The sequence below is a fragment of the Solibacillus ferritrahens genome (assembly GCF_037027585.1).
Classification (GTDB): Bacteria; Bacillota; Bacilli; order Bacillales_A; family Planococcaceae; genus Solibacillus; species Solibacillus ferritrahens.
In genome coordinates this window covers 26,993-43,285 of the sequence record NZ_JAXCLE010000020.1, presented here as the reverse complement: position 1 = coordinate 43,285, position 16,293 = coordinate 26,993, and the positions used below count along the sequence as shown (strand labels likewise).

Sequence of the window (16,293 nt, the reverse complement as noted above, 5' to 3'; positions counted from 1 at the left end):
ATATTTAGTATATAAAACATAGTTAAACAATTTATGGCATACGAGTAAAAAGAGTGGAAGGAAATATATCTATATTTTATGAAGTAATCATGCTATACTAATCATGAAAAATAATGTAGAGTTTTACGGAATTTTAAACGCTGCGATTAATCGTATTGTTTTGACCCTACAAAAATTAAGGAGGAGAGACATGATTTACGTGTCTTTAATCGTAGCTTTTATTGCTGCAATTATACTAACTCCGCTTGTGAAGCGATTGGCTTTTCGCCTTGGAGCTGTAGATGCACCAAACTATCGTAAAGTGCATGCGCGCATTATGCCGAGACTTGGTGGCTTAGCAATTTTTGGTGCGTTTATGATTGGGATTTTACTTTTAAAATTTGTTACGAACTTTCAAAGTGATTATTTATATGCGATCTTAATCGCTGCGACAATTATCGTAATTACAGGTATTGTGGATGATATGCGGGAGATTTCAGCAAAGGCTAAATTGCTTGGCCAAATAATAGCAGCCTGTATTGTTGTATTTGGCGGTGGCATTCAAATCGATAATATTAACTTACCATTTGGTGGAGAACTTGAATTTGGTTGGTTAGGTATTCCTTTTACTATTATTTGGATTGTCGGCATTACTAATGCAATTAATTTAATCGATGGATTAGATGGACTTGCTGCGGGTGTATCGACAATAGCCTTAATCACATTGGCGGTTATGGCAATGATTATGGGGAATGGTATTGTAATTGCAATGGCAGCCATCTTAGCTGCAGCGACAATTGGTTTCCTGTTTTTCAATTTCCACCCTGCGAAAATTTTCATGGGGGATACAGGCGCATTATTTTTAGGATTTATGATTGCAGTACTTGCACTTTTAGGTTTTAAAAATGTAGCAGTTATTTCATTCGTTATTCCTGTTATTATGTTGGGTGTTCCAATTTCTGATACATTCTTCGCTATTGTGCGTCGTTTGCGCAGTGGTAAAAAATGGTCGGATCCAGACAAATCCCATTTACATCACCGTTTATTGGATGTAGGTTTTTCTCATTCTCAAACAGTAATGATTATTTATGCGATGGCAGCTATGTTTGGTCTCGCAGCCGTAATTTTCTCAATGGCAAAAGTATGGGGCGCAATTTTACTAATTGCTGTTATTTTAGTGGCGATTGAGTTATTTGTTGAAATTATTGGCCTAGCAGGGAAAAACTATAAACCATTGCTCAATCTAGTAAGGATATTCAACAAATGAAAAGATCGAAACAAGTAAATGGCTAACGGCTGTTTACTTGTTTTTTATTTGGGGAATAGTTCATTTTGCAATATTATTACGCTATAAAAGAATAAAAAACCAACCTCCGAATGAACGGAGATTGGTTTGGTTTATTGTGTATCTGTATTAGATTTTGTTGTATATGCAGAATTCGTTTGGGAGCTAGTACCTGAAATATTAGTAGATTCAGGGTTTAGACCTAGATGACTTTGCAAAATATGGCTTACTTCATCCAGTGCATCTTCATCTAATTTGTAGTAGTATACACCAGTTGACATATCGTCATATCCTTCTAACGTCAATGTATCAATTCGAGGCATACCATTTGTTAAGTAGCTGAAGAAAGACTTCATTTCAGTGAAAGTCATGTCTGTTTTCATATTGTTACCAACTGCTGAAATAACATCGTCATATTTTGTAAGCGATGTAAATGAGGAAGCTTTTGTAGCGATTGCTTTAATAATTTCCTGCTGGCGTTTTCCGCGTTCAATATCATTATCCTGCTTACGTGTACGGGCAAGTGCAAGTGCTTCACGCCCACCTAAAGTCTGTATACCTGGTTTTAAGTTTACCGTATTACGATCAAATTCATCCTTTTCGAGCATTGCGTAAGGTACTTCTGCTTCAATACCGCCTAATGCATCAACAATATCGATAAATGCGTTAAAGTTTAAACGTACGTAGTAATCAATTGGGATATCAAATAATTCCTCAACCGTTTCAATAGAAGCGAGTGTGCCACCACGAGCATGGGCATGGTTGATTTTATCCTTGTACCCAATATGCGGAATGTATACGTAGGAGTCACGTGGAATACTAACTAGCTTAACAGTTTTAGTTTTATTGTTTAAAGTGGCAAGCAAAAGTGCATCTGTACGGGAACTATCCGCGCCTTGACCACGCTTTTCACTATCGTCGACACCAAGCATTAAAATCGAAACATTGTCTTGTGCCGGCTCTACTTTTACTTCGCGATTTTCTGAAACTTTCCGGTCTTCTATCACTTCGTATGCGTTATTAGCAGCATGTTCCGCCTGCTTTGTTAAATAAACACCGTATGCAGTCGCACAAATTGCAAGCGATAAGGTAAGGAGCATCGTTACTTTGAAAAACAGTTTGATTTTCGACGAGCCCTTCTTTTTAGTTTGCCTTGTTTTCATAAATATTCTCCTCTAGGTTAGGGATAGGTTACTATATTAAAACGAGTATTATAAGTGTTTTCAATCTAATATAATATACTACAATCTACTTTTGTCGTAAAGTAACGATGTCATTCTTAAGCAGTAGAAGCATCATTACTCCTGGGGAAACTCGATAAACACTGCGTTCTCGTTTGTTATCGTTGCCTGGCCGTTCGTTAATTCCGTTATCCAATCGACAAAAATCTGCTCTTCCTCTTTTAGAACGTGCACACAAACTTCGACATTTTCTGCATAGTGAATATCTTGTAACATATAGTGCGAACTACGAATCTCATTTTCTATTTTCCCCAACCACACATAATCAATCCTAATTTTCAATAAATAATGTAATTTACGCTCGACAACTTGAGCAGCGGTAATCCCTTCAGTCGTAGCTTTACCATATGCGCGGATTAAGCCGCCTCCACCAAGCTTTATGCCACCGAAATAGCGGGTTACGACAACAACCGTATCTTTTAAACCTTGTTTTTTTAAAACTTCTAACATAGGAACGCCTGCAGTACCACTTGGTTCCCCATCATCATTTGCTTTTTGGATTTGATCATGCTCACCAACCATATAGCAAGAGCAGTTATGAGTAGCTCCGGCATGTATTTTTTTTATTTTTTCTATAAAAAGCAGAGCTTCCTCTTCCGTCTCTGCACGATTGACATATGTCAAAAACCGTGATTTTGATATAATTATTTCCGATTCTCCGTAACTTTTTACGGTTAAATAGTTGTTTCTCATTATATATTCCCCTTATTTTACCATATGGATTTAGAATTTGTGGTCATAATTTAACTTAAAAAATATTTGAATAATGCTATAATATTTATGTACTATAATAGTTGTAAATATAATAAAAAGATAGAGTAGTTCGCATTCTTAGGAAGTAAGGTGGGGGAAAAGTGCTTGAAAATAATCAAATAGATGTTGCCTCGCTGGATGTAATATTTAATCGAATGTTAGAAACTATTACAAATTCTAAAGATGATATATTTATAATAAGTGAACAAAGCCGAAGAAGCTTCGAAGATATGCAACAAGAGTTGGAGATTGTTCGTCAAGAAATAAAGATTATCATCGATGAAAGTGATGATTTAGAAAGAAAGTTACAATTATCTAGACAACGGTTAGTCGTTGTTAGCAGGAATTTCAATGAACATTCCGAACAACAAATTCGTGAGGCTTATGAAAATACAAGTAAGCTCCAATTAGAAGTTACCATTTGCCGTGAGCGCGAAAAACAACTAAGAGATAAGCGAGACGATTTAGAAAGACGATTGCGTACACTTTATGATACGATTGAAAGAGCGGATCATATTGTGAACCAGGTAAATGTTGTCATTAATTTTTTGACGACCGATTTAAAAAACGTTGGGGCAGCACTGGAACAAGCAAAAATAAAGCAAGACTTTGGTATTCGTATTATTGCTGCTCAGGAAGAAGAGCGCAAGCGATTGTCACGCGAAATTCATGATGGGCCAGCACAAATGATGGCAAATGTACTCATGCGCTCAAATTTGATTGACCGTACATACCGAGAAAAGGGAGTAGAGGCTGCATTAAACGAAATAAATGATTTAAAAGTCAGTGTTCGTAATGCTTTATCTGAAGTACGACGTATTATTTATGATTTACGTCCAATGGCACTTGATGACTTAGGGATTGGCCCGACACTAAAGAAGTACTTATCTACACTGATGGAATACAATCCGAATACCGACATTCAATTCATCTCGTACAATAATGAGCGCAGAATTCCTTCTAATTATGAGGTAGCGATCTTCCGGTTAGTGCAGGAAAGTGTAAATAATGCAATAAAACACGGAAAATCCAACTTGATTATTGTAAAAATTGAGTGGCTGGAAGCCGAAATAAATGTTGTCGTGAAAGATAATGGAGCCGGATTTGATACGGAAAATGTTCGACAGGGAGCATTTGGTATAATAGGAATGAAAGAAAGAATTGAGTTATTAAAAGGCTCTATAAAAATTAGTAGTGATATTGGTAACGGTTCTACCATTTTAATGAAAATTCCATTACCATCAAAAAATGAAGAGATATATTAAAAAGTTTCCAGGGGGTTTCTTAATGACGAAAATTATTATTATTGATGATCATCAACTATTCCGTGAAGGGGTAAAACGAATTTTAGACTTTGAAGATACATTTGAGGTTGTTGCTGAAGGTGATGATGGAACAGATGTAGTAAGTCTATATGAAAAAAATGAACCTGATGTTGTGTTAATGGATATTAACATGCCTCGCAAAAACGGTGTAGAAGCGACAGCTGACTTACTCGCAGTATACCCGGATGCAAAAGTAATGGTTTTATCTATTCACGACGATGAATCATACGTAACGCATGCATTAAAATCAGGTGCTTTAGGCTATATGCTTAAAGAGATGGATGCCGATGAAATCGTTGAAGCTATTAAAGTTGTTTCAAATGGTGGTTCATACTTGCATCCAAAAGTAACGAAAAACCTGGTTGCGGAATTCCGCCGCTTATCTGAGCACGAAAATAAAGGGAATTTCCACCAAACGGAAATTCGCCGTCCATTCCACTTATTAACAAAGCGTGAATGTGAAGTGCTTCAATTACTTACGGATGGTCAATCAAACCGTACAATTGGCGAGACACTTTTCATCTCGGAAAAAACGGTTAAAAACCATGTTTCAAGCATTTTACAAAAAATGAATGTAAACGACCGTACACAAGCCGTTGTAACAGCAATTAAAAATGGCTGGGTAGAGGTTCGATAATACTATTTAATGTTAAAAGCAGAGAGCCGATTTGGTATCTCTGTTTTTTATTTGCAATAGTGATGCTTCCAGGTTAGTTATCGCCTTATATATTCTCATAATTTCCCAGCTATATTTAATTCGATTAGCTACAATATAAGAAACATCTGTGAACAAGTTTCGTCTATATGTGTTATAGATGCTTAAGAGAATGTTCGGGACATCGAAGTTTAGATAGTTGTATGCTAAAATGTTTTGCGGGAGGTTTGAAAAATTATGAAAAAGTGGTTAATAGCTGTCCTGTCGATAATTGTACTTGCAGCTTGTGGGGACGAAAAAGACGCATCACCAGAAAAACTGCAAAAAACGATCGATGAAGGTACGGTTGGTTTTGAAATTTTAGGTGATTCAATTCAGGAAGCTACTGGAGTTCCTGAGGAAGAAAAAAAGAAAATTATATCTGCCTTTGATGAATATATTAAAGCCTTCAATGAAAAAGATTTAGAACGTTATAAAAATATTATTTCAAAAAATGCTAAAGGCTTCAATTATGAAGAAGATATCCAAGCCGTATCCGCAGTATTTGATCAATATGATGTGAAGCGTACCGCAGAAGATATAACAATTGTAAAATATAGTGGAGAAGAAGCGCAGGTTTTTTCAAATTTAAAGACAGAAACAAAAGAAATGGAAACAGGTGCTGAGCTTTCCGGTGTGGGTCGACAAGTAACCGTATTTATGAAAGAAGACGGTTGGAAAGTTTCGAGCATTTATTATATTGGCAGTGAATAATACTTTTAATATACATGAAAAGCATCTTGCGAAAATAATCGTTGAGATGTTTTTTCGTATAACAAACTTTTGATGGAAGAGGGAAGTTCTCTACAGAAAAGGCATTTTTTCGTTCACAATTACATAAAGTTCATGTAAACTAGTGAACATAGGAGAGTGGGAGAGCAATGAAAACAGCAATTGTGACAGATAGTACAGCCTATTTAACACTTGAAGAACGAAAAACGTACAATATTCATATGATTCCATTGAGTGTGAACATTGAAGGAACATTTTATGATGAGGAAATTGATATTACAGCTTCAGAGTTTTATGACCGAGTGCGTGGTGCTAAGGAATTTCCTAAAACAACACAGCCATCTGTCGGAAAATTCGTCGAGCTTTTTGAAACAATAGAAAAAGAATATGATGAGATCGTAACAATCCATTTATCAAGCGGCATTAGCGGAACTTTCCAAGGTGCTGTACAAGCGAGCGGTATGGTGGAAGGGACTAACATATACGCATTTGATTCAGAAGTTGCGGCATATTTGCAGGGGATGTACGTGAAGGAAGCGGCTAAACTAGCTTTGGAAGGTGCATCAGGGGAACAGATTATGGCCCACTTAAACGAATTGAAACATACTATGGATGAATATATTATTGTCGATGATTTACAGCATTTACAACGCGGTGGTCGATTATCGGCGGCAGCGGCATTAATTGGTGGCTTACTGCAAGTAAAACCAATTTTAACGTTTGAGAACAAAGTAATTGTCCCATTCGAAAAAATTCGTACACGCAAAAAAGCAATACGCCGTGTAGAAGAGCAATTAGCATCAGCGGTCGAAAAACATGGTGCACTTCAAGCGGTAGTAATTCACGCCAACTGTGAGGATGAAGCACGTGAATGGATGGGTTCACTCGCGGCTGCTTATCCAACAGTCGATTTCACGCTTAGCTATTTCGGTCCGGTGATCGGTACACACTTAGGTGAAGGTGCCATTGCAATCGGCTGGATGAAAAAGTAATACAACCATGCGCAAACAGTCACTACTAACTTATTAGTAGAGTGGCTGTTTTTTTTGTTTATTGAGGGTGAGAATGTTGTGCCGAAAAAGGATTGTGAACAGGGTAAGTGGGAATTGGTGTTTCACATTAGATATTAGAAAGTCTCATTTAGAAAGTGGAACGTGAACAGAGGATAGTAGAAACTGCCGCACGAAAAATAACCCTGGTACTAAACCTTATAGGTTATTTAAAAATATAAACAAAACAAAGGAGCGAAAACTATGTCCATAACAACTATATCAACAATTAAAAAGCATTACCGATTATTCCGGCCCATTTCCACCTCCAAATCAACAGCATCATCCTCCTCTCAAAAACCTACCCGCTACTATGGCTTCATCCCTGAACCTGCTATCAAAAATTTCTTCACTGGTCGTATTTGGTCGCGCATGAACACGCCATATCCACAGTCTAAAATTGAAACTTATATCAAACGGGGGTATTTTGATATCACTCCAGCTGTTATTACAGAGCCCAAGCTAAAATGTCGCCGCTGTCTAAATGAACAACGGCCAAAATTTATTTCCTTTCACTGTGCTAAGTGCCAGAAAACGTGTCATTATTGCCGTCACTGTATTACGATGGGACGCATGTGCAGCTGTGATGAGCTAATAATGTGGAAAAAAGAACAACCTCGCTCCCGCATGCAGAAATCCCAAGTTGATTTTACTTGGACGGGAAAGCTTACTGTTCATCAGCAAAAAGCGGCTGATGAACTCCTAACTAGCTTGAAGCAAAACCGCAACCACCTCATTCATGCTGTCTGTGGTGCTGGAAAAACAGAGATCCTTTTTGCTCCTATCTACGCGTCACTTAAAGCTGGGAAAAGAGTTTGTGTAGCAACGCCGAGAACGGATGTGGTGCTCGAGCTTTATCCCCGCTTTCAACAAGTCTTTCAGCAAATTACGATTCATGCACTATATGGCGGCGCACAAAATGATACACAATTTGCACAGCTAATTCTTGCAACAACACATCAGCTTTACCGGTTTGAAAATGCGTTTGACGTGATGATTGTGGATGAAGCTGATGCATTTCCTTATACGTATGACGAAGCATTGCAGCGTGCAGTAATGAAAGCTAGAAAAGCCAAAGCACCAATAGCCTTTGTTACCGCCACGCCTTCAACAAAACTACTCATTCAGCAAAGAAATGAGAAATGGGGATACTCCTTTATTGCGCGGAGATTTCACGGACAGTTACTTCCTGTCCCGCGATATCAGGCACTATGGAATTATGAAAAAGTATTTTACAAAGAAAAAATCCCTCAAAAACTCAAAAACTGGGTGGAACAAAGGCTCCAAAATCAACAGCCCTTCCTTATTTTTTTTCCGACCATTGAATTAATGGAACAAGCGACGCCCCTATTTCAGCATATCGAACCAACAATTGAAAGTGTCCATTCCGAAGACCCTGACCGAAAAGAGAAAGTAATGCAATTGCGCAATGAAGAAAGGAAAGGCTTATTGACGACAACAATATTAGAGCGCGGTATAACGATAAAAAATGTACAAGTAGCAGTTGTTGGAGCAGATAATCCTGTTTTTACATCCAGTGCGCTAATCCAAATTAGCGGAAGAGTTGGACGGAATATGCACTATCCATCAGGTGATATTGTATTTTTCCATCACGGCATCACGATGGAAATGGATCAGGCACGTAAGAAAATACTGGAGATGAATTATTATGAATAAGCCTATCCAGCATTGCTTGCTTTGTGAACGGGAGCTAAACCAAAGTTTCGGGTGGGAAGAGCTTCTAAGAAAAACATTGCCTCAAACAATTTGCCCACGCTGTGAACAACGCTTCCATCGAGTTGAACAACAACAGGAAGAAGGAGTCGTGTCTTTATACCATTATAATGAAGCGATGAAAGATTTTTTGCATCGCTATAAATTCCTTCATGATATAGTTCTCGCCCATGTATTCAACCGTATTCTTCATGAACAGCTCAAAAATGAAAAGCGGCTCGTTATTCCCATACCGATGCACCTCGAAAATTTAAAAACAAGAACTTTTGCTCATATTGACGAATTATTGAAGGCAGCCAGTATTCCCTTTGCCCATCATTTAATAAAGCTGTCAAATGAGCAGCAAGCGTTAAAAACGAGAGAACAGCGATTACAAACGCCACAGCTCTTTGAAGTAGTGAACGTAACGGAAATAAAAGGTGGAAATTTACTCTTAGTGGACGATATTTATACGACAGGTACTACTTTAAACCATGCGAAAAGAGCGTTACTGCAGGCTGGTGCAAAAACGGTGAAAGGCTTTACGCTCATACATGGCTAAAACGGCCACCTTAGAGAGTTTGGAAAGTTGTCAATAAAAATACCTATGGATTATGTATAATTGACTATGAGGAATTGTAAGGAAAAAGGGGGATGTATATGGCGGAATTACGGAATTGTCCAGTATGCGAGGGTTTTTTCAATTATACAGGCGTGAGAGAAGTATGCCATAATTGTGCACAAAAAGAAGAGGACATGTATCAAGTCGTCTATCGTTTTTTACGTAAGCGGGAAAACCGTGCAGCGAATGTGGACCGTATCGTAGAAGCGACAGGAGTCGAGCGTGACATGTTATATAAATGGGTGAGAAAAGGTCGTTTACACCCAGCCGTATTCCCAAGTTTAGGCTATCCATGTGATAATTGCGGACATTTAACAAACAAAGGTAAACTATGTGATAATTGCCAAGGTGAACTAAAATCAGAATTACGTACATTCGAAGCAGCTCAAGAGTTTCGCAATGATATTAAGCGCCGCGATCGTAGCACATACCTATCAGAAAAAAAATAGGGTCTTAAAACGAAGTCTTTTTCATGGGACTTCGTTTTTATTTTTCATAAAATAAGCTTATAATTTCAATATAGGTAGTGTTTTTTCGAATTAAAGCATAAACAATTGAATGAAGCAGTCGAAATAAAGAATAGACAATGCTTTTATTAAAAGGGAGGTCTTTAAAAATGAAAATTAATCCAATTAATGTACAGGCGATCAATACTTATAATAAGCAAGCACGCCCTGTGAAAAATGCAGAGACTCCAAAATCATTTGCAGATCATATCGAAATTTCCACAAAAGCAAAAGAAATGCAGGCCAATTCAACGTATGCTAACGAACGTGCAGAACGTGTGAAAAAGATTAAAGAAGATATTGATGCAGGGAATTACAAAGTAGACGCGAAACAAGTTGCAGAAGATATGCTTAAATTTTTCCGAGGATAACCGAAATATATTAGAAGTAAGGAGCGCTTAATTACATGTCAATTGCCAACATTGTCGTCACGCTGGAGAAGCTAGAGAAAATGCATAAAAGTTTACTGGAGCTAGCACTTGCGAAAACGGAATATATTAAGCAAGGTGATATGGAAAAGCTTGATCAGCTCATCAAAAATGAACAGGCACATGTAGCAGCAATTAATAAACTGGAACAACAGCGTCAGTCGATGGTAACGGATTACCTCCGAGCAAATGGAATTGCTCTCACTGACACACCGTCTGTTGCCGATGTGATTAATGCTGCTGAAAACATCGAATCAAAAGAATCATTAGTAAATGTACGCGAACGTTTAGTCACACTATTAAATCAACTGAAAATCCAAAACGAATTAAATCAAAAAATGGTACTTAATTCGTTGCAATTTATAAATGTGACATTAGATGCAATGCGTCCGCAACGTACAGAGCAGTTTAATTACTCAGGTGCTCAAATACGTGGGAATTCAGAAATCACAAAACGATCGTTCAATGAATTTAAAGCCTAATCGCATGTAAGTTTCCGCATGCAGCGGGAGCGATACATGCGTTTTTTTGTAGAAATTTAACAAAATCCAAAACACTACCTTAAAAGGAGGCCCTTTACATGCGCTCAACATTTATGGGACTTGAAGCAAGCAAACGTGGTCTATACACGCAGCAATCAGCACTTTATACAACAGGACATAATATTTCAAATGCCAATACAATAGGCTATTCTCGTCAACGAGTTAATATGGAGACAACACCAGGATTTCCAGGTACTGGCTTAAATACTGGGAAAACAGCTGGGCATATCGGAACAGGTGTGCAGGCAAGCTCTGTTCAGCGGATTCGAGATGAGTTTGTAGACCGACAATATCGTCAAGAAACTAATAAGTTGGGTTATTGGCAATCGACTACAAAGTCAATTTCGCAAATGGAAGATATTATGGCTGAACCTTCAGAGTTTGGAATTAACAAAGCGTTTACAGAATTTTGGAAGTCGATGGAGGATGTTATTGACGACCCTAAAGATACAGCAGCGCGTAAAGTAATGATTTCAAAAGGACAATCATTAACTGATTCGTTCAACTATATGGACACCCAGCTGAAGCAAATTCAAGGGAATATTGGGAATGAGATTAATGTTGTAACGGATCAAGTAAACAGCTTACTGAAGCAAATTGCAGATATTAATAAGCAAATTCAAACAGTAGAGCCAAATGGATATATGCCAAATGATCTTTACGATACGCGTGATGTGTTAGTCGATCAATTAAACGATATTATTCCTGTATCTATATCTTTGGAAAAATCAGGCGGTAATGCACTAGCAATCGCTGAAGGAAGTATGACAATAACGTATAAAGATGCGAGTGGTAAGTCAATTGATTTAGTGCGAGGAAAAGAGTTTGGGAGTTTGTCATCGGTAGGACCAGAACTAGATGCTACAGGCAATCCGGTTCTTGATGGTGCAGGTAATCCCGTTTATAAGGCAATCGATGGTGACGTGGACAATTCACAAACAGCAGGCTATTCACCATTTTCTCATATTGTGATGACAAGTGTGCCTATTAAAACTTTAAATCCAGCATATAATCCAAATGCTAAAGATCCGAATCATGGTGATTATGATCCAAACTATAGTGTTCCGGAATTTGTTTATCCACGTAATGAAGAGAACGTGAATCATAATGCTCTTGAGCCAAGTAAAGGCAGATTAGCTGCTTTAATCGATGCGTATGGTTATGAAGATGCGGCTAAAAATGTGCAAGGGACTTACCCTGAAATGATGAAAAAAATTGATGGCTTAGCAAAAGAAATTATTGATCAATTTAATTCAGTCCACTCAAATGGGGTAGATCTTGAAGGATTACAAGGAGTTAACTTTTTTGGTGGAACAACTGCTAGAGACATGAAGGTTGCAATTACTGATCCAAAACAAGTTGCCGCAGCAGGGGGACTGGAACCAATAATTGATCAAACTACCAATACCCAAGCCGTTGATCCTGTAACAGGATTACTAATGTTTAAAATAGAAGAAGGTAACAATAAAAACATACTCGGCCTTTCCGCATTGCAATCAGCTGTTTTAGGTAATTTACAAGGTGGCACATTCCAATCATATTACAAATCGCTAATAGGAGAACTTGGTGTAAAAGGAAAGCAAGCAATAACAAATGAATACAACTCAACAACGTTACATCTACAAATCGAAAACAATCGTGCATCTCATAACTCGGTTTCACTAGATGAAGAAATGACAAATATGATTACATTCCAGCAAGCATACAATGCGAATGCACGTATGATTACTGTGATTGACGAAACATTGGACAAGATTATAAACGGCATGGGCCGCGTAGGTCTATAATATAAAATTTGCTAGGAAGAAGGGAATAATACGATGCGCGTAACACAATCGATGCTCTCTAGTAATATGCTTCGTAACTTAAATAATAGTTATAATAAAATGGCGAAATATCAAGAACAATTAAATTCGGGTAGTATTATTAACCGCCCGTCTGATGATCCAGTAGTTGCGGTTAAAGGAATGGGATATCGTGTTGATTTAGATAAAAATCAGCAATATCAACGAAACTTGAACCAAGCTAATACCTGGTTGGACGGCACTGATGAAGCCTTAGATCAAGTAGGAACATCATTAATTCGTGTCAAAGAGCTAATCGTTCAAGCAGCAAATGATACAAATACACCTGAGGATCGTCAGAAAATTAATGAGGAAATTAGTCAAATAAGACAGCATCTTAAAGATTTGGGGAATACAAAGGTTGGAGAAAACTATATCTTCTCGGGAACCCATACAAACGATCCCCTATTTGTAAATGATGCAATTAATACAAAGTTTACTCCAGTTCCTGATAGAATAGCTGTCCCTAACGCACCTTTAGTAGCAACTGAAAAATCAATTGATATTAATGTTTTTGACGGAATCAAGATGCAAATCAATACTGAAGGTGTTGGACTGTTTAAAGAAATAAACACATTCATGACTGAGGTAGAAAACCTTTTAAAAGACAATACGACAACAGGTAAAGATATTGGAGACTCACTAGGAGTTAACTTAATTGCGGGAGGTAATCCAGCTATTCCAGGCCTTGATGCATTAAATGAAAAAGTGCTAGTTAAGCGAGCTGAAGTTGGTGCAAAGCAAAATCGTGTTGAATTAATGGAAAGTCGACTTCAGATGCAGGAAGTCAATGTAACAAAGCAAAAGTCATTAAATGAAGATACAGATTATGCTAAAACAATTACAGAGATGGTAACGGCCGAATCTATCCACCAAGCGTCTTTATCTGTTGGAGCTAAAATTATCCAACAAACTTTAGTAGATTTCATCCGTTAATGAAATCTACTAAAGTTCTGTGCCGAAAGCAAAGCGACAGGCACAAACGGTTTTAGATAAGAAAGTAGATTTTATCCGTTAAACGTTTTAACTCATATTACATTAAAAGCGTTTGGACATGCTCCAAGCGCTTTTATTGAACAGAAGGGAGACCTCAAAATATGCGATTCCCACAAATTCAAATTTCAACGACTGATATACAAATGGATTATAGAATAACAAAGCCATTTCAACAAATTCGACAGCGACCAGCAGATTTAAAAATTTCCCAACCTGCTGCAACGGTCCAAATTAATACAACAAACGCCAAGCTAGATATTAACATGGATCAAATGTGGCGAGATTTAGGGTCAAAGCCAGTTGGTGAGTTTATAAGAGAATATGCACAAATGGGAAGGCAAGAAATGTTGAAGGGAATGTCCAGACGAATGGGTGAAGGCCGTCAAATCATGATGAGTGCTGGAAAGAATCAAGGCCGTGCTACAATCCAAAATATCTCCAAGCAAAATCATGGACCAGAACGTCCAGGTCCTTACAATATTAAATTTATTCCGTCGATTGGCTCAGTGAAAGTAAATATTACACCGGGAACAACAAACGTAAATATCGAACGCAATGCACCGAAAATTGACGTAAAAGTGAACAAGCCACAAATTGACTTCACTTATGGAAAAGTAAGTGGCAAAATGATGGTTAGACCAGATGTGCAAATTGACGTTATCGGCTAAAAGGAGCGGAACCAATGAACATTCAAACAAAATTTTTAGGCGAAGTAGAAATAGAGCAATCAGAAATACTTACATTCGAACAAGGCTTACCTGGGTTTCAACAATATACGAAATACATCCTTTTAGGGTTAGATGCTGATTTACCTATTGCCTTATTACAATCGACTGAAGATGAGCAAATTGGTTTTGTTGTAGGGTATCCATTTGCCTTTAAATCCGATTATACCTTTGATTTAAGCGAGGAAGACAAAGAACAGTTACAGCTAATGGAAGAAAGTGAAGTCGCAACATATACGGTCATCACATTAAAAGAAAATTTCACGGATTCTACAATTAACTTACTTGCGCCAATTATCATCAATACGAAACAAAAGCTAGGCAAACAAATTGTCCTACAGGATAGCGAGAAATACCCATTACGTTATCAAATCGCCATTTCTGAAGGAAGTGAAAAATAAATGCTAGTCTTAACACGAAAAAAAGGCGAAACAATTATGATTGGCGACCAAATTGAAGTGAAAGTTATTTCTGTTGATGGAGACCAAGTAAAGTTGGGGATTGTGGCTCCAAAGTCTGTTAAGGTTCATCGTTCTGAAGTATTTGAAGCGATTCAGCAGCAAAATAAAGAGGCTATGGCTAGTTCAATTGATATGTTGAAGCAATTTAAAATAAAAAAATAAATGTAGAAGTCTTATGGTGGAAAATGATATTTTTCTACGATGAGGCTTTTTTAATTTATATTTTTTCCATTTATAATTTTGTCCGAATGGTCATTTTAAAAAAAATATTAAATAATTTATTTAAAAACTATTAAACATTTCAAACTAGTTACGATATATATAATGTAAGGCAGAGGTACTAGCCAATGCCAAGCTTTCCCACAAGGATGTGGGTCATATAAAAACAATTCAAGGAGGAATTCCAAATGAGAATTCAACATAACATTTCAGCTTTAAACACACACCGTAACCTTTCTTTCAACAACACAGAGGCTTCTAAAAACTTAGAGAAGTTATCTTCAGGTTACAAAATCAACCGTGCTGGCGATGACGCTGCAGGTCTTTCAATCTCTGAAAAAATGCGTGGACAAATTCGCGGTCTTGATATGGCGACTAAAAACGCTCAAGATTCAATCTCTTTAATCCAAACTGCTGAGGGTGCGTTAAACGAAACTCACTCAATCTTACAACGTATGCGTGAATTAGCGGTACAATCTGCAAACGATACAAACGTTGATGCTGACCGTGGCGCATTACAAAAAGAAGTAACAGCACTTTTAAGTGAAGTTACTCGTATCGCAGAAGATACAGAGTTCAATACTCAAACATTATTAGCAGGTGCATTCACGGATAAAGTATTCCACATCGGTGCTAATGCTGATCAATCGATTGAATTAAGCATTGAGAGCATGAAAGCTGCTGACTTAGGCATTGATGGTGTTGATATTGCAACTCAAGCTGGTGCTAACACTGCGATTACAACGGTTAATAATGCATTATCTACAGTTTCAACTCAACGTTCTGCACTAGGTGCTGTTCAAAACCGTTTAGAGCACACTATCAACAACTTAGGTGCTACATCTGAAAACTTAACAGCTGCTGAGTCTCGTATCCGTGACACAGATATGGCTAAAGAAATGATGGGCTTCACTAAAAACAACATCTTAATGCAAGCAGCTCAATCTATGTTAGCTCAAGCTAACCAACAACCACAAGGCGTATTACAATTATTAGGTTAATTTTAATACCGTTAAACGGCCTCCTTTTTGGAGGCCGTTTTTCTTTTGCTTATAATAAGCAATGGATATACAAAAGAACCATATGGTATTCACACATCCTCCATATTTAAAAACTATAACCAGTATAGTTTGTTATCCTTTTAATAACAGTTAATTTACTATTCATTTTGTCGATACT

Annotated in this window: 18 protein-coding genes; 16 read left to right on the top strand and 2 right to left on the bottom strand. The window is 37.5% G+C overall.

Translation table 11 applies throughout. The features are described 5' to 3' along the window. Positions 1–190 precede the first annotated feature (190 nt). A complete protein-coding gene (locus SNE38_RS16245; protein ID WP_191702107.1) occupies positions 191–1,246 on the top strand; it encodes a glycosyltransferase family 4 protein in 1,056 nt (351 codons plus the stop codon). Positions 1,247–1,377: 131 nt separating this feature from the next. Here the strand turns inward: SNE38_RS16245 and SNE38_RS16240 are convergent, their stop codons facing one another. Both SNE38_RS16240 and SNE38_RS16235 read right to left on the bottom strand, forming a co-directional pair. Then, positions 1,378–2,427 carry an LCP family protein gene (locus SNE38_RS16240; RefSeq protein ID WP_191702108.1) on the bottom strand — a complete coding sequence of 350 codons (1,050 nt, stop codon included), beginning with the start codon at positions 2,425–2,427 and terminating at the stop codon, positions 1,378–1,380. Between the two features lie 135 nt (positions 2,428–2,562). Continuing rightward, positions 2,563–3,198 (bottom strand): YigZ family protein, encoded by a 636-nt coding sequence (locus SNE38_RS16235; RefSeq protein WP_191702109.1) that lies wholly within the window; start codon positions 3,196–3,198, stop codon positions 2,563–2,565. 161 nt (positions 3,199–3,359) lie between these two features. Here SNE38_RS16235 and SNE38_RS16230 point away from each other — a divergent pair, with 161 nt between their 5' ends. The 15 genes from SNE38_RS16230 to SNE38_RS16160 all read left to right on the top strand — a co-directional run bounded on the left by SNE38_RS16230 (position 3,360) and on the right by SNE38_RS16160 (position 16,115). Continuing rightward, positions 3,360–4,523, top strand: coding sequence for a sensor histidine kinase (locus tag SNE38_RS16230; RefSeq protein ID WP_191702110.1), 1,164 nt, complete (start codon positions 3,360–3,362; stop codon positions 4,521–4,523). A gap of 22 nt (positions 4,524–4,545) precedes the next feature. After that, positions 4,546–5,220, top strand: coding sequence for a response regulator transcription factor (locus tag SNE38_RS16225; RefSeq protein ID WP_191702111.1), 675 nt, complete (start codon positions 4,546–4,548; stop codon positions 5,218–5,220). A gap of 255 nt (positions 5,221–5,475) precedes the next feature. Beyond that, entirely contained in the window at positions 5,476–5,991 is a 516-nt protein-coding gene (locus SNE38_RS16220; protein WP_191702112.1) for a nuclear transport factor 2 family protein, read from the top strand. A gap of 167 nt (positions 5,992–6,158) precedes the next feature. Further along, the gene (locus SNE38_RS16215; protein WP_191702113.1) at positions 6,159–7,001 is read left to right on the top strand and encodes a DegV family protein; all 843 of its coding nucleotides are present in this window, start codon (positions 6,159–6,161) and stop codon (positions 6,999–7,001) included. A gap of 654 nt (positions 7,002–7,655) precedes the next feature. Further along, positions 7,656–8,735 (top strand): DEAD/DEAH box helicase, encoded by a 1,080-nt coding sequence (locus SNE38_RS16210; protein ID WP_318247655.1) that lies wholly within the window; start codon positions 7,656–7,658, stop codon positions 8,733–8,735. Further along, positions 8,728–9,333 carry a ComF family protein gene (locus tag SNE38_RS16205; RefSeq protein WP_191702115.1) on the top strand — a complete coding sequence of 202 codons (606 nt, stop codon included), beginning with the start codon at positions 8,728–8,730 and terminating at the stop codon, positions 9,331–9,333. Before SNE38_RS16210 ends, SNE38_RS16205 begins: the two co-directional genes overlap by 8 nt. Positions 9,334–9,431: 98 nt before the next feature. Beyond that, the gene (locus SNE38_RS16200) at positions 9,432–9,842 is read left to right on the top strand and encodes a TIGR03826 family flagellar region protein (protein WP_191702116.1); all 411 of its coding nucleotides are present in this window, start codon (positions 9,432–9,434) and stop codon (positions 9,840–9,842) included. A gap of 167 nt (positions 9,843–10,009) precedes the next feature. Next, positions 10,010–10,270: a flagellar biosynthesis anti-sigma factor FlgM gene (gene flgM / locus SNE38_RS16195; RefSeq protein WP_336046891.1), complete on the top strand. Its 261-nt coding sequence runs from the start codon at positions 10,010–10,012 to the stop codon at positions 10,268–10,270. A 35-nt stretch (positions 10,271–10,305) separates the two neighbouring features. Further along, complete coding sequence (locus SNE38_RS16190) at positions 10,306–10,809, top strand: flagellar protein FlgN (RefSeq protein WP_191702118.1); 504 nt, start codon at positions 10,306–10,308, stop codon at positions 10,807–10,809. Between the two features lie 98 nt (positions 10,810–10,907). Further along, complete coding sequence (gene flgK, locus SNE38_RS16185; protein ID WP_336046890.1) at positions 10,908–12,656, top strand: flagellar hook-associated protein FlgK; 1,749 nt, start codon at positions 10,908–10,910, stop codon at positions 12,654–12,656. Positions 12,657–12,689: 33 nt separating this feature from the next. After that, positions 12,690–13,649 carry a flagellar hook-associated protein FlgL gene (gene flgL / locus SNE38_RS16180; RefSeq protein ID WP_191702120.1) on the top strand — a complete coding sequence of 320 codons (960 nt, stop codon included), beginning with the start codon at positions 12,690–12,692 and terminating at the stop codon, positions 13,647–13,649. Between the two features lie 161 nt (positions 13,650–13,810). After that, positions 13,811–14,377 carry a DUF6470 family protein gene (locus SNE38_RS16175; protein ID WP_191702121.1) on the top strand — a complete coding sequence of 189 codons (567 nt, stop codon included), beginning with the start codon at positions 13,811–13,813 and terminating at the stop codon, positions 14,375–14,377. Between the two features lie 14 nt (positions 14,378–14,391). Further along, positions 14,392–14,835 carry a flagellar assembly protein FliW gene (gene fliW, locus SNE38_RS16170; protein ID WP_191702122.1) on the top strand — a complete coding sequence of 148 codons (444 nt, stop codon included), beginning with the start codon at positions 14,392–14,394 and terminating at the stop codon, positions 14,833–14,835. Next, a complete protein-coding gene (csrA, locus tag SNE38_RS16165) occupies positions 14,836–15,057 on the top strand; it encodes a carbon storage regulator CsrA (protein WP_336046889.1) in 222 nt (73 codons plus the stop codon). Positions 15,058–15,302: 245 nt separating this feature from the next. Continuing rightward, on the top strand, positions 15,303–16,115 hold the full coding sequence (locus SNE38_RS16160; RefSeq protein ID WP_191702124.1) for a flagellin N-terminal helical domain-containing protein: 813 nt from the start codon (positions 15,303–15,305) through the stop codon (positions 16,113–16,115). Positions 16,116–16,293: the final 178 nt, after the last annotated feature.